We start from the raw sequence: 14678 nt of genomic DNA, 5'->3' as shown, positions 1-14678 counted from the left end.
AAGCCAGTGCCTCTGAAGCAAAAATGTTTATGATATTAATAATCTGCTGGTGAAGTTTATTGAAATATGTATTTGATCTATCAGGAATAGTGGGTCATGCAGAATAAACCATCTCGCCTGACTGAAAAATCATGAATTTTGTCTGCGGTTTCTATCATGCAGATCCGGTCCTTTATCCTTGGGATCGTTCGCACCCACAGGGGTCATGAAGTTTGAGGTGCTTTCAGAACGCCCACAAGGATCTGATTTAATATTTCACTCAAGTGCAGTAGGGATAAACGATTGAACACGATCCGTCGTCGGTGCTGTGATAAAGGTGGCGCAAAGAGCAGGGGTTGCCCGGTTTCAAAGATGCCTGAGTGACCTTGGCTTTATAGGCGGTATGCTATTCACAGGCCCTCAGAGCATGCCTGGAATGAAAGGCAAGCTACAGCAGGTCACAGGCAAGTCTTGCGCAAGCGGAAAATAGACCCACGCCTAAAGAAATGACTGATTTTACTGAGCGAGAATTTTTCCAATGGGTGTATGCCTTATATCACAGTGACCCTCAGTACTTTCCTAATGACAGGGAGCACACTCGCGGCATACTTGAGTTTGAACGCTTGGTGCAGCATCCTGCAACGTCAAACTTAATTTATCGCCCCCACAGGGTCGGGATTCAATCCTCCCCTCAAGCGGTGGTTGATGAAGTGAAACGGTGGCGGGCTGAGCAGGGACTTCCAGGGTTCAAGCCATCTTGAATCCAGAACAGACGACTCCCGCAGCTCATCATGCGGGAGTCTTAACCTTAGCGGTTCAGCAACGCCATCATGGCCTGCTTACTGAAAAAACGGCAATGCCAAATACACCTTGATCACCACCACATTGATCAAGTCAATGAAGAACGCCCCCACCATCGGCACCACCAGAAATGCCACGTGCGAAGGCCCGAACCGCTGGGTTACCGCTTGCATGTTGGCGATTGCCGTCGGCGTTGCCCCCAACCCGAAGCCGCAATGGCCGGCGGATAGGACAGCCGCGTCGTAGGTGCGGCCCATCACTCGGAAGGTGATGAAGATGGCGAACAGTGCCATCAGCAGCGTCTGCGCCGCCAGCAGCACGAAGAACGGCAGTGCCAGTGCAGCCAGGTCCCACAGTTTCAACGACATCAACGCAATGGCCAAAAACAACGACAGGCTCACATTGCCCAGTACCGACACTTCCCGCTCGAACACCTGGTAAAAGCCGAAGGCTGACAGGCCATTGCGCAGCAGCACGCCCACGAACAATACGCAGACGAAGTTTGGCAGTTCGAAGGCAGTACCCTTGAGCAGCTCATTCAAAACGGTGCCGGTCAACAGGCTCACTGCAATCAGGGCAAGCGTCTCGATCACGGAAATCGAGGTGATCAGGCGTTCTTTCTCCGGCTGCTCGAAGCCAGAAGGCAACTGAGGCGTGCTGTCGGCGCGACCAGGGCTAGCGACCCGCTTGATCAGCAAGCGGGCCACGGGGCCACCAATCAAACCCCCCAGTACCAATCCAAATGTGGCGGAGGCCAGTGCCAGTTCCGAGGCCGAGGCCAGGCCGAATTTTTCGGTGAAGGTGGCGCCCCACGCAGCACCGGTGCCATGGCCTCCTGACAGGGTGATCGAACCGGCCAGCAGGCCCATCAGCGGGTCCAACCCCAGCGCCGTGGCCAGACCGATGCCCAGGGCGTTCTGTACCACCAGCAGGCTGGTCACCACCGCCAGGAACAGCACCACCGCGCGCCCACCTTTTTTCAGGCTGGCGAAATCGGCGTTCAGGCCGATGGTAGCGAAGAACGCCAGCATCAAAGGTGTTTGCAGGGAGGTGTCGAAGTGAACTTGCACATCGAAGGTGCGCAGCACCAACAGGGCAATCGCGACCACCAAGCCGCCGGCGACCGGTTCAGGAATGTTGTAGGCACGCAGAAAACCTATGCGTGCGACCAGGCCGCGACCTAGCAGCAGCACCAGGGAAGCGGCCACCAGCGTGCCGTAAAAATCGAGTTCGAACATCAGGTACTCTCGTTGAATCCATAACGGACCGCTGACCACTCTGGGGTGGTCTTGCGGGGTGACAGGCAGGGATTGCACTGGCGCCATTCTACGAGGCATGAGGAAGGACGTATCCGGGGAACGCCTAGGAAAAGTCTACTAAAACAGCAGCATTTGCCGACAACTTCAGGTTTTCCCCGGAATGCCGTATTTGCGCAGGCGTTGGGCAATGGCGGTATGTGAGGTGTGCAGCCGGGCCGCCAGCAATCGGGTCGAGGGGTAACTGGTGTACAGCCGTTGCAACAGTTCACGCTCGAAATCACCCACAGCCTGCTCCAGGCTGGCCACATCACCTTCATGGGTGCGACTGACAGACGTGCCGGCGATGTCCAGGTCGCCGATGTCCACCAGGTTGCTTTCGCAAATGGCGGCGGCGCGAAAGATCACGTTCTGCAATTGCCGCACATTGCCCGGCCAAGGGTTAGCCAGCATGGCGCTGTGAGTGGCGGGGGTGAGCCTGCAGGCAGGCCGCTGGATCTGTGTGCAGGCCTGCTGCATGAAGAAGTGCGCAAGCATCAGGATGTCCTGGCCGCGGTCACGCAGGGGTGGGACCTGCAGGTTCAACACGTTGAGGCGGTAGAACAGGTCTTCGCGGAACGTGCCCTCGGCCACCATCTGCTCCAGGTTACGGTGGGTCGCGCTGATGATACGCACGTTGACCTTCACTTCCCGGTCGCCCCCCACCCGGCGGAAGCTGCCGTCGCTGAGAAAACGCAGCAGCTTGGCTTGCAGGTAGGGGGACATCTCGCCGATTTCATCGAGAAACACCGTGCCCTGGTTGGCCAGCTCCATCAGCCCTGGCTTGCCGCCGCGCTGGGCGCCGGTGAAGGCGCCTGGTGCATAACCGAACAGTTCGCTCTCGGCGAGGCTCTCAGGCAATGCGGCGCAGTTCAGAGCCAGAAAGGGGGCCGCATGACGGCTGCTGATCGCGTGGCATGCGCGGGCCACCAGTTCCTTGCCGGTGCCGGTTTCGCCATGCACCAGCAGCGGTGCATCCAGGGTGGCCACGCGCAGGGCTCGAGCCTTCAGGGTGCGGATGGCAGGTGATTCGCCCAGCAGAGCGTCGAAGCCCTCGGCATGGTCATGGCGCAGGGCCGATAGCCGTTCGCCCAACCGCGTAGGCGGGTAGAGCGTCAGCAAGCCGCCGGTATGGGTGATTGGCATGGCATCGAGCAGCAGGCTCTGGCCATTGAGCTGCATTTCGCGCATGGGCAGGTGAAAGTTGCTGTCGAGCAATACTTGCAGCAGGCCCGGGTCGCCAAACAACTCGCCTACGCAGCGCCCGGCCGACTCCCGACCACACAACGCCACCAGCGCTGGGTTCGCCAGCAGCACCTTGCCGGCCCTGTCAACCGCCAGTACGGGGTCGCTCATGGCGGCCAGCAGCGCATCGAGCTGCAGGTGACGGCGTTGCCCCGGCAGGATATCGACCACCTCCACCGCCTCCACGCCCTGCACCTCGAACAAGGCGTCATGCAGCTCTTCCAGTACGGCGGGGCTGAGGGTAGGCGCGTCGATGTAGACGTTCGGCGGCACCATTTCCACGGCATCGAGGTTGAGGTTGCGCGCACCGAGCAGCGCCAGGACTTCCTGAGTGATGCCGACGCGGTCGATGAAGCTGACGTGGATACGCATGGGGCAATACGAAATGGCCGGGTAGGGCGCTAGTATGCCTCAAGCTGATCCTGCTCGTGACGGGTCGCGCCCTACTCCAGATGTTCAGGCTTGATGGGGTCACCGGACTTCACGTCCAGCTTGGCGCGAATGTCTTCGAACATCCAGTCGTAGATCCTGTGAGGTGAAGCCAGGCTCTCGAACTTCTTCGGTGGGGCCAGGTAGGCCTGGGCGCGGCGACTCAGTTGCATCAGAAAGCTAGGCAGCACCTGGTCCTTGGGCAGAAAGAAAACCTCGTCGACCGGCTTGCCCTCGATGCTGCCCTGCATGCGGAACTGAATGCCCCTGCCTTCACGGGGGTCGGTGAAGGCCTCGTAGTCCACCTTGAGGTCATAGCTGTGGTCACTGCTGTTGAGCGCAGTGCGCTCGATGTGGACGTGACCGGGTTCATATTTGGCCATGGGCTCTCCTGTACGAGGTTGGGCGGGCACATGGCCCGCCGACTGTGTCAACGGTAGCTGATCCCGGGGGCAGCGGTCGAAACCCGCGTGCCGGCGGTACGGCTCACGATGCGCTCGATGTTGGCCAGCGAGCTGATCACCGCCACCTTGCCCGTGTGCCGGGCGAAGTCGCAGGCCGCCTGCACCTTGGGCCCCATCGAGCCTGCCGCGAAACCCAGCCTGTCCAGCTCGTCAGGGTGGGCCTGGGCGATGGCGCGTTGGGTTGGCTTGCCAAAGTCGATGTACGCCGCCTCCACGTCGGTGGCAATGACCAACAGGTCGGCCTCGAGCTGTTCGGCCAGCAGTGCAGAGCACAGGTCCTTGTCGATCACCGCCTCGATCCCTTTGAGGTTACGGTGTTCATCATAGAGAGTCGGGATGCCGCCGCCGCCGGCGCAGATCACGATGCTGCCCTTTTCGAGCAGCCACTTGATGGGGCGGATTTCGAAGATGCGCTTGGGTCTGGGGCTTGCCACCACGCGGCGGTACTTGTCGCCGTCAGGCTTGACCACCCAGCCTTTTTCAGCGGCCAGGCGCTGGGCTTCATCCTTGCTGTAGACCGGGCCAATGAACTTGCTCGGGTCCTTGAACGCAGGGTCCTGGGCGTCCACTTCGACCTGGGTCAGCAGGGTGGCGAACGGCACGTCGAAGTCCAGCAGGTTGCCCAGTTCCTGCTCGATCATGTAGCCGATCATGCCCTCGGTTTCGGCGCCCAGCACGTCCAATGGGTAGGCCTCGTCCGGCTTGTACGACAGCCCCTGCAATGCCAGCAGGCCCACTTGCGGGCCGTTGCCATGAGCGATCACCAACTCGTTGCCTGGGTGGATCTTGGCAATCTGCTCGGCGGCGGTACGGATGTTGGCGCGCTGGTTTTCCGCGGTCATGGGCTCGCCACGGCGCAGCAGGGCATTGCCGCCTAGTGCAACAACGATACGCATGAAGAATGTCCTTTATCGAAAGTCTTGAGCCGCTGCCCGACGGCTATTGCGGCACGCTAACAGCCGCAACGCCTGGGCAGGTGGCGATCTACAGGTCGGCCAGTGTCGACACCAGGATCGCCTTGATCGTGTGCATGCGGTTCTCCGCTTGCTCGAACGCAATGCAGGCCGGGGACTCGAACACGTCGTCGGTCACTTCGATGCCGTTGGTGAGGTCCGGGTACTGCTCGGCGATCTGCTTGCCGACCTTGGTCTCACAGTTGTGAAACGCCGGCAGGCAGTGCATGAACTTGGTCCTGGGGTTGCCGCTGGCTTTCATCAGCTCGGCGTTGACCTGGTAGGGCTTGAGCAGCTTGATACGTTCGCCCCAGGCTTCGATGGGTTCACCCATCGATACCCACACGTCGGTATGAATGAAGTCCACGCCCTTGACTGCCGCCTTGGCATCTTCGGTGAGGGTGATGCGGGCACCACTTTCCTCGGCGTACTGCTTGCAACGTTGCACCAGGTCATCGTGGGGCCACAGGTCCTTGGGCGCGGCGATGCGCACGTCCATGCCCAGCTTGGCGCCGATCAACAGCAGCGAGTTGCCCATGTTGTTGCGCGCATCGCCCAGGTAGGCGTAGCTGATGTCATGCAGCGGTTTGTCGCTGTGCTCGCGCATGGTCAGCACGTCGGCAATCATCTGGGTCGGGTGGTATTCATCGGTCAGGCCATTGAACACCGGCACGCCGGCATACTTGGCCAGTTCCTCGACGATTTCCTGCTTGAAACCGCGGTACTCGATGGCGTCGTACATGCGCCCGAGTACGCGTGCGGTGTCCTTCATGCTTTCCTTGTGGCCGATTTGCGAGGAATTCGGGTCGATGTAGGTGACGTTGGCGCCTTGATCGTACGCGGCCACTTCGAACGCACAACGGGTACGCGTGGAGGTTTTTTCAAAGATCAGCGCAATGTTGTTGCCCTTGAGGTGCTGCTGCTCGGTGCCGGTGTACTTGGCCCGCTTGAGGTCGCGGGACAGGTCCAGCAGGTAACGCAGCTCACGGGTGCTGTGGTGTTCCAGGCTGAGCAGGTTGCGGTTGTGGATGTTGAACGCCATGACTTTTCTCCTGGGTGTGGTGAACGCCGGGCCGCCGCCGGGTAGGGACGGCCTGGGTGATGGACGTCAGTAATCGATGGGGTCGCGAACGATAGGGCAGGTCATGCAGTGGCCACCGCCGCGACCACGGCCCAGTTCGCCAGCACTGATGGTGATCACTTCGACCCCGGCCTTGCGCAGCAAAGTGTTGGTGTAGGTGTTGCGGTCGTAGCCGATGACCACGCCTGGCTCCAGCGCCACGACGTTGTTGCCGTCGTCCCATTGCTCGCGTTCGGCGGCGAAGCTGTTGCCGCCGGTTTCGACCACCCGCAGGCGCACGCCCAATTGTTCGCCCACCACCTCGATGAACGACTTGTGCTCGCGGCGGACGTCCATGCCATAGGGCCGGCTTTCGTCGGGCTGGATGATGAACGGCACGATCTCGTTGACGACTTCGGGGAAGACCGTAACCAGGTCGCGGTCGCAGAAGCTGAACACGGTATCCAGGTGCATGGCGGCGCGGGACTTGGGCAAGCCGGCGACGATGACTTTATGCACGGCGCCCTTGGCGAACAGGCTCTGCGCCAACTGGCCGATGGCCTGGCGGGAGGTCCGCTCGCCCATGCCGATCAGCACGATGCCGTTGCCGATGGGCATGACATCACCGCCTTCGAGGGTGGACTGGCCATGGTCCTTGTCCGGGTCTCCGTACCAGACCTGGAAGTCGGCGCCTGTGAACTGCGGGTGGAACGTGTAGATGGCGGTGGTGAGCAGTGTTTCCTGGCGCCGCGCCGGCCAATACATGGGGTTGAGCGTGACGCCGCCGTAGATCCAGCAGGTGGTGTCGCGGGTGAATTGGGTGTTGGGCAACGGCGGTAGGATGAAGCTGGAATGGCCCAGGTAGTCGTTGTACATCCTGACCACTTCGGCACCTTCACTTTGCGGCAGATCCTGGCCGGCCACACCGCCGATCAAAAATTCGGCCAGATGGCGCGGCTCCATGCCTTCGAGCCAACTGCGCACTTCATTGGTCAGGCCCACCCCAACGGTGTCGGGCGTAATCTTGCGGTCCAGTATCCACTTGAGTGCTTCGGGTTGCTGCACGATATCGGTCAGCAGGTTGTGCATCTCCAGCACGTCGACACCGCGCTCGCGCATCTTGGTGACGAAATCGAAGTGGTCACGCTTGGCCTGGTCCACCCAGATCACATCGTCGAACAACAGCTCGTCGCAGTTGCTCGGGGTCAGGCGCTTGTGCGCAAGGCCCGGCGAGCACACCATGACCTTGCGCAGCTTGCCGGCTTCTGAATGCACACCGTATTTCTGTTTTTCAGCGGACATGGTTTCAATCCTCCATTGAGTCGAAGAGGGGTCACAGCGTCAGGAAGCCGTCGTACAGGCCGAAGGCTGCCACCAGGGCACCGACGACCACGGCTGCGAAAATCAGTTTTTCCACGGGGGTGAAGACAGGTTGGCCCACCTCACGCTTGGCCTTGGCAAACAGGATGGCGCCAGGGGCGTACAGCAACGCCGAGAGCAGCAGGTACTTCACCCCGCCGGCATACAGCAGCCAGATGGCATAGAGCAGGGCGATGCTGCCGATGAATAGGTCCTTGCGGCGTTCGGCCAGCGCCTGTTGATAGGTATCACTGCGCACCGCCAGCAACACGGCGTAGGCCGCCGACCACAGGTAGGGCACCAGGATCATCGAGGTAGCCAGGTAGATCAGCGACAGGTAGGTACTGTTGGAGAACAGCGTGATCACCAGGAAGATCTGCACCATGGCGTTGGTCAGCCACAAGGCGTTGGCAGGCACCTGGTTGGCGTTCTCGCGGCGCAGGAACGCGGGCATGGTATGGTCCTTGGCTGCGGCGAACATGATCTCGGCGCACAACAGCACCCATGACAGCAGCGCACCGAGCAGCGAAATGATCAGCCCGACACTGATCAGCACGGCGCCCCAGTGGCCGACCACATGCTCAAGCACGGCCGCCATCGAGGGGTTCTGCAGCCCTGCCAGTTCAGGCTGGGTCATGATGCCCAGCGACAGCACATTGACCAGCACCAGGAACAACAGCACCGTGATGAAGCCAATGACGGTGGCCTTGCCCACATCGGAGCGTTTTTCCGCACGTGACGAGAAGATGCTCGCGCCTTCAATGCCGATGAAGACCCACACCGTCACCAGCATCATGTTGCGCACCTGATTCATCACACCGCCTAGCTCAGGGGTCCTGGTGCCCCATATATCGGCGGTGAAGATGTCCAGCCGGAAGGCGAACAGGCAAATCAGCGCAAAGAGCACCAGCGGCACCACCTTGGCCACCGTGGTGACCAGGTTGATGAACGCCGCTTCACGGATGCCACGCAGCACCAGAAAATGCACGGCCCACAGCAGGATCGAGGCGCCGATGATCGCGGCCGGCGTGTTGCCCTCGCCAAACACCGGGAAGAAATAGCCCAGGGTGCTGAACAACAGCACGAAATAGCCGACGTTCCCCAGCCAGGCACTGATCCAGTAGCCCCAGGCCGAAGAAAAGCCCATGTAATCGCCGAAACCTGCCTTGGCATACGCATAGACTCCACCGTCCAGGTCAGGCTTGCGGTTAGCCAGGGTCTGGAATACGAAAGCCAGGGTCAGCATGCCCACGGCGGTGATCGCCCAGCCAATCAGTACCGCGCCCACGCCGGCGCTGGCGGCCATGTTCTGCGGCAGGGAAAATATACCGCCACCGATCATCGAGCCGACGACCAACGCAACTAATGCGCCGAGTTTTAGTTTTGCGGGAGAATCAGACATTTAACAACTCCTGCCAGGAGAAAGTTGGCCTCAGATTAAATCTGACGCCGTGGCCACACGCTGATTTGGATCAGTGCATTGCAAGGTAAGGCCGTTGAATCACCTCACCGAACTCCTGGAGACTGCCGACTGCCATGGCTGCAGGCCTTGTACGCTGGCACCTCCATGTATTGCTCATCTTCATCCCTCTTTGCCTGCGAAGGTTGAAACTAGTCGCTTCTGGGCAGAGCGCAAATTTTTTACGGGTATTTATGCTTTTATCGGAATAGTGTGAACCGGTTGGCAACTGCGGGGTTCTTAACCACCGCACGCTTAGACGTTAATGGCTTAGTGGCTAAATGGAAGTACGGCTGTAATGACACCAGCCTTTATAAACAGTGTGTTGTTACAACTGCATGACTGTCAGGAAATATTTGGAGACCTATGGGCGAACAAGGACAGAAACTCCGGCTGGGGGCATTGGTGGCGCTCGTCGTGGGCTCAATGATCGGTGGCGGCATCTTTTCCTTGCCCCAGAACATGGCGGCCCGTGCCCAGGCCGGGGCGGTGCTGATTGGCTGGGGGATCACTGCCGTGGGCATGCTGGCCCTGGCGTTCGTTTTCCAGACGCTGGCCAACCGCAAGCCCGAACTGGATTCGGGGGTCTATGCCTATGCCAAGGCTGGGTTCGGCGATTACATGGGCTTTTCTTCGGCCTGGGGCTACTGGATCAGTGCTTGGCTGGGCAACGTTGGCTACTTCGTACTGTTGTTCAGCACCCTGGGGTTCTATTTCCCGGTGTTCGGTGAAGGCAATACCCCAGTGGCCATCGGGTGTGCCTCGATGTTGCTATGGGCCGTGCATTTTCTGGTGTTGCGCGGGATTCGCGAGGCAGCGTTCATCAACCTGGTCACCACGGTGGCCAAGGTGGTGCCCTTGGTACTGTTCGTCGTCATCGCGGCTTGCGCCTTTCGCCTGGATATCTTCACCCAGGACATTTGGGGGCAGGGCGCTCCGGCGATCGGCAGTGTGCTCGAGCAAGTGCGCAACATGATGCTGGTGACGGTGTTCGTCTTCATCGGTATCGAAGGCGCCAGCGTGTATTCGGGCAGGGCACGGCGCCGGGCCGACGTGGGCAGGGCGACGGTCATTGGCTTTGTGGGTGTGCTGGCCCTGCTGGTGCTGGTCAACGTCCTCTCCCTTGGGGTCATGACGCAACCGGAGCTGGCTGGCTTGCAGAACCCCTCGCTGGCGGCGGTTCTGTCGCACATCGTTGGCCCCTGGGGCGCGTTACTGATCAGCCTGGGGCTGGCTGTCTCGTTGCTTGGGGCGTTGCTGTCGTGGGCGCTGCTGTGTGCCGAGATCCTCTATGCCACGGCGCGCGACCAGACCATGCCCCGTTTCCTTGCCAGGGAGAACGCCAACCAGGTACCTGCCAATGCACTGTGGCTGACCAACTGCATGATCCAGGGTTTTCTACTGATCACGCTGGTATCTGCCGGTACCTATACCAGCCTGATCTACCTGGCCTCATCCATGATTCTGGCGCCGTACCTGTGGTCTGCCGCCTACGCCATGTCGCTGGCCGTGCGTGGGGAGACTTACGCAGGCCAACCGGCCCGGCGGCGCAAGGACCTGCTGGTGGCCGCGCTCGCGGTGGTGTACGCCGTTTGGCTGCTGTATGCCGGTGGCCTGAAGTACCTGCTGCTCTCGGCGCTCTTGTACGCACCGGGGGTGATCCTGTTTGCGCGGGCCAAGCATGAACAAGGTCTCACGCTTTTCACGCTGATGGAGAAACTGATCTTCGCCGCCGTGCTGTCGGGGGCGGCGCTGGCAGGCTATGCACTCTGGTCAGGGTTGCTGAGCTTGTGAGCCGGCTGTGAACGGCCGTTCCGGGCGGGACCAGATCCACAGGTTGCCCAGGCTCATGCCGGCGATGGCCAGGAACACCGGCCAGTGATGCTCAAGAAACACCAGCATCAAAACCGCGCAGAGCAACATGCTGACCGTCGCACTGACCTTGGCCCGCCGCTGGATCACCTTGCCGTTGCGCCAGTTGTACAGAATAGGGCCGAACAACCGGTGATTTTCCAGCCAGGCGGACAGGCGAGGCGAGCTTCGCGTGGCCGCCCATGCCGACAACAGAATGAATTCGGTGGTCGGCAAGCCCGGAATGACAATGGCGACCAGGCCCACCCCCAGGCTTGCGTAAGCCAGGATCGCATACAGCAGTCGGGCAACTTTGGAGCGGGCAGGTTGGGTCATGGGCTCACTGCTAGAACGAACGGCCCCGGTCAGGGGGCCTTTGAAAGTGTTTCAAACCTGCTCGGCATCCACGGCATAGGCCTGTTTGAGCAAGACGGTAAAGCGCTCGAACGCTGCGACGGCGCCGTGTTCTGCAGCCACTTCTTCTCCAGCTGACAGCATCAGGCCATCGAGTGTTCGCGTGAACTGCTTCCAGCCTTCGGCGCGGCCACCGGCTGGCTCGCCCAGGTGGCGGGCGCCGAAGGTCTCCGACAAGCCCAGCGCCGCCGCCCGCTTGATTAGAAACGCGGCGCCCAGTTTGGAGCCTTCGGACACGAAGATCCAGCCTAATGCCTCTGCAATGCTGGGGCGCTGCACGGCCCCCGGCAGCTCGGCAGGCGCCTGCATGTCCAGGTCCGCCAGGTCCTGGCGGGCCTGATGGGCTCGGCAGCGCTCGGCAAGGTCGGGTATGAGGGCGATCAATCGCGGGTCGTTGTAGAGCGGCTGCAGTTCGGCCTGGAACAGGTACTGGGCCACCACGAAGCGGGCAAAACTTTCGCGGCTATCGAATGGCGCATGGGATTTGACCAGGGCGTCGAGTGCGGCATGGGGCGCCTGGGTCACCAGGTTCAGGCGTTGGGTACGCGAAGAAGCGCGGTTGCTCATGATGCAGTCCTTGGAAAGCGAAGCGTTTCAATACAAGACGAATCAACAGGGGCGGGGGCGTAAAAAACCCCGCAGGAACAGGGGTGGGTGCCAGGAACCAAGGCGGGAACACAGCGACCCCGCCCGGTTCCAGCTGCGCCAGCGCCTCAGATGTCCCACACCACATTGATGGCGAAATTACGGCCCGGCATGCTCAGGCGGTCGATGTTGGCCGGCTGGGTCACCGCGGCCTCCCCCTGGCCGTCATAGCTGCGCACCGAGTCCCACTGCCAGTACTTCTTGTCGGTGAGGTTGTACAGGCCGGCGTTCACGGTGATGTCATCGGTAACGTTGTAGAAGCCGGTCAGGTCCAGCACGCCATAGCCGGGCGTGCGGAACTTCGACGCCGAGCCATCGGGGGAATAGAAGGTGCTGTCGTCGACCCGCGTCTTGCGCTTGACCAGCGTCCAGCTCAGCAGCCCACCCATGTCGCCCTGCGTGTAGCCCAGGCCCATGACGCCCTTGAGTGGGTTGACGGTGTTGAGCGGCTGGCCGCTGTCGTCGTTGCGGCCGTAGGTGTATGCCAGGGAGCCTTGTGCATACAGCCCCTGTGGCGCGCCGAATTGGTCGAGTTCGAGCTGGCCTTTGACCTCGGCGCCTTTGATGGTCGCGCGCTTGATGTTGTTGGCCTGGAAGGTCTGCTCGAGGTTGGCGCCTTGCACGGCGTCTTCGTCAATGAAGTCACGGTACTTGTTGTAGTAGACCGCCATATCGAAGCTGCCCGTATCGAAGCGACCGCGCAGCCCGGTTTCCAGGCCCTTGCTGCGCTCAGGCCGCAGGCCAGGGTTACCCTCCACGCGGTAGCTTTGTTCCAGGTTCACGAACTTGCCGTACATGGACTTGGCCGTGGGCGTACGGAAGCCCTGGGCGTATTGCGCGTAGCCTGTGTAGTGGTCGTTGAAGGCATAGGTCATCCCCAGCTTGGGTGACACGCGGTGCCACTTCTTGTCTGAGTCATCCTGGAAAGCCGGGGCCGTGCCGCTGGCATCAAGGCCGCGCAGGAAAGCATCGGTGAAGTGAGGCGCCATGCGTGTGTAGTCGTAGCGCGCACCTGGCAGGAACGTCCAGCTGCCCCAGCGAATCTCGTCCTGAACGAACAGGCTGTAGGTATCGATGGTTGGGTCCGGGAAGTCGCTGACCAGCGCCTGGCCGTCGCGCGGGCTGTCCTGGCCGATACCCCGGCAGGTGCCGCCCACATTCACGCACGTGCCAGTACCGCTGCGCGCCCCGGTGACGTCCTGGTGCTTGAGGGTAGTGCCATAGGTCAGGGCGTGGTCGGTCTGGCCAAGGCTGAATGCCTTTTCAAGCTGGGCATCGAAGATCCACTGGCGGTCCTTGTAGGTGGTCTGGCGGTCGCGCAGTACCTGACGTCCCGAAGCGACGTACAGCTCGTCGGTGCGCTGGTCCGTCTTGGCGATCTGGTAGTTCAGGCTCCACCTGACATCGTCTGCGAACAGGCTGTCCAGGCCGAAACGTTGGTTCAGGCCGAAGCGCTCGCGGGTAATCGTGTCGTTGCCCTGGCGCATGCGGTACGAATTCATGGCACCAACGCCCGGGATGAATGGCCCGCCTACGGCGCTGAGCAGGTTCTGGTCGCGGTCGTCCTTGAAGCGTTCGTAGGTCACGCCCAGGCGGGCGTCGTCGGCGTAGTCCCAGCCCAGCTTGGCCAGCACGTTGGTGGTACGCGCATCCACTGGGTTGGCGCGGGTGCGTGCAAGGCCCACGCCGCCGTGATCGGCATGGCTCTCGGTTTCGTGACCGTTGCGCTGGCTCAGGTGCAGCAGACCGTCCAGGCTGCCCTCACGGCCAGCCACGGTGGCGGACGTCAGCCAACTGTCATCGGCTGAGCTGTAGCCGGTTTTGAGTCGCGCGCCAGCGTCTCGGCCAGGTTTGATGATGTCTTCAGGATCCAGGGTGAAGTAGCTCACTGCACCGCCGATGGCATTGCTGCCGTAGAGCACTGAGGCTGGGCCGCGCAGGATTTCCACCCGCTTGATGATTTCCGGGTCGACATAATTGCGCTGGGTCTGGGCGTAGGGCCCGTAGAAGAAGCTGTCCGGTATCGCCACGCCGTCGATCTGGGTGAGTATCCGCTCGCCATCGATACCGCGAATGTTGTAGCCGTTCAGGCCACTGCGCTGCCCGGTCCCCGCCACCGAGACGCCCGGCTCGTAGCGCACCAGGTCCTGGAGGGTGTTGACGTTCTGCCGGTCCAGCTGCTCTCGGGTCTGCACGCTGACCGTGCTGGGGACCTGGCTCACGTCTTGGGCACTGCGGGTGGCGCTGACGGTCACCTGCTGCAAGGCTATGGCCCCGCGACCTGACTGGCGCTCGAGCACCACGTTGCCGCGGCTGATGGTCCGCGGGACCAGGCCAGTGCCGTGTAGCAGGCGTTTGAGTGCCTGCTCGGGGGGCAGTGAACCCTGTATGCCGGGGGAGGCGACCCCTTCGGCCAGGCGAGCGTCGAAGCCCACCTGCCAGCCCGTGACCTGGCTGAAGGCATTGATGGCCGATACCAGCGGCTGTTGGGCGATGCCGAAGTGGTAGTCGCCCATGCGCGAGGTGCTCACCGACGCCGGCTCGACCGCCAGCGTGGGGAGTGAACAGGCGCCTGTGGCGAGCAAGGCGAGTGAAAACAGGGACAGTTGCCCCTTGAGGCGTGGCCGTAGGGTCGAACGGGTAGGACTGGTGGGCATCGAAAGCGCTCCCTGACGCGCGAACTGTTCATAGGGTGTGCGTTCTTGATTGAACAAGAATCAATTG

Annotated in this window: 12 protein-coding genes; 2 read left to right on the top strand and 10 right to left on the bottom strand. The window is 61.3% G+C overall.

The window, feature by feature from the left end; translation table 11 throughout:
* Positions 1–485 precede the first annotated feature (485 nt).
* Positions 486–740 (top strand): bacteriocin immunity protein, encoded by a 255-nt coding sequence (locus NMB38_RS17215; RefSeq protein ID WP_132578325.1) that lies wholly within the window; start codon positions 486–488, stop codon positions 738–740.
* 78 nt (positions 741–818) lie between these two features.
* Here NMB38_RS17215 and gltS read toward each other — a convergent pair whose 3' ends face one another.
* From gltS to arcD (NMB38_RS17180), 7 genes are all read right to left on the bottom strand, one after another.
* Positions 819–2018 carry a sodium/glutamate symporter gene (gltS, locus tag NMB38_RS17210; RefSeq protein WP_027913768.1) on the bottom strand — a complete coding sequence of 400 codons (1200 nt, stop codon included), beginning with the start codon at positions 2016–2018 and terminating at the stop codon, positions 819–821.
* Positions 2019–2183: 165 nt separating this feature from the next.
* Entirely contained in the window at positions 2184–3692 is a 1509-nt protein-coding gene (gene gcsR / locus NMB38_RS17205; protein WP_027913769.1) for a transcriptional regulator GcsR, read from the bottom strand.
* 71 nt (positions 3693–3763) lie between these two features.
* Entirely contained in the window at positions 3764–4132 is a 369-nt protein-coding gene (locus tag NMB38_RS17200; protein ID WP_027913770.1) for a DUF5064 family protein, read from the bottom strand.
* A 47-nt stretch (positions 4133–4179) separates the two neighbouring features.
* A complete protein-coding gene (arcC, locus tag NMB38_RS17195; RefSeq protein WP_494354846.1) occupies positions 4180–5109 on the bottom strand; it encodes a carbamate kinase in 930 nt (309 codons plus the stop codon).
* 88 nt (positions 5110–5197) lie between these two features.
* Positions 5198–6208 (bottom strand): ornithine carbamoyltransferase, encoded by a 1011-nt coding sequence (locus NMB38_RS17190; RefSeq protein WP_027913772.1) that lies wholly within the window; start codon positions 6206–6208, stop codon positions 5198–5200.
* A 66-nt stretch (positions 6209–6274) separates the two neighbouring features.
* Positions 6275–7528, bottom strand: coding sequence for an arginine deiminase (gene arcA, locus NMB38_RS17185; RefSeq protein ID WP_027913773.1), 1254 nt, complete (start codon positions 7526–7528; stop codon positions 6275–6277).
* A 31-nt stretch (positions 7529–7559) separates the two neighbouring features.
* Complete coding sequence (gene arcD, locus NMB38_RS17180) at positions 7560–8987, bottom strand: arginine-ornithine antiporter (protein WP_028687066.1); 1428 nt, start codon at positions 8985–8987, stop codon at positions 7560–7562.
* Between the two features lie 423 nt (positions 8988–9410).
* Between arcD (NMB38_RS17180) and arcD (NMB38_RS17175) the strand changes: the two genes are divergently transcribed.
* On the top strand, positions 9411–10838 hold the full coding sequence (gene arcD / locus NMB38_RS17175; RefSeq protein WP_027913775.1) for an arginine-ornithine antiporter: 1428 nt from the start codon (positions 9411–9413) through the stop codon (positions 10836–10838).
* Here the strand turns inward: arcD (NMB38_RS17175) and NMB38_RS17170 are convergent.
* The 3 genes from NMB38_RS17170 to NMB38_RS17160 all read right to left on the bottom strand — a co-directional run bounded on the left by NMB38_RS17170 (position 10818) and on the right by NMB38_RS17160 (position 14611).
* Positions 10818–11231 (bottom strand): YbaN family protein, encoded by a 414-nt coding sequence (locus tag NMB38_RS17170; protein WP_049695494.1) that lies wholly within the window; start codon positions 11229–11231, stop codon positions 10818–10820. The two genes, arcD (NMB38_RS17175) and NMB38_RS17170, sit on opposite strands and share 21 nt — an antisense overlap.
* Before the next feature lie 51 nt (positions 11232–11282).
* Entirely contained in the window at positions 11283–11876 is a 594-nt protein-coding gene (locus NMB38_RS17165) for a biliverdin-producing heme oxygenase (protein ID WP_027913777.1), read from the bottom strand.
* A gap of 146 nt (positions 11877–12022) precedes the next feature.
* Positions 12023–14611, bottom strand: a complete 2589-nt coding sequence (locus NMB38_RS17160) for a TonB-dependent receptor (RefSeq protein ID WP_132578327.1) — start codon at positions 14609–14611, stop codon at positions 12023–12025.
* Positions 14612–14678: the final 67 nt, after the last annotated feature.

This window comes from Pseudomonas sp. FBCC-B35, assembly GCF_059133755.1.
This window is presented reverse-complemented; position numbering and strand designations above follow the sequence as displayed.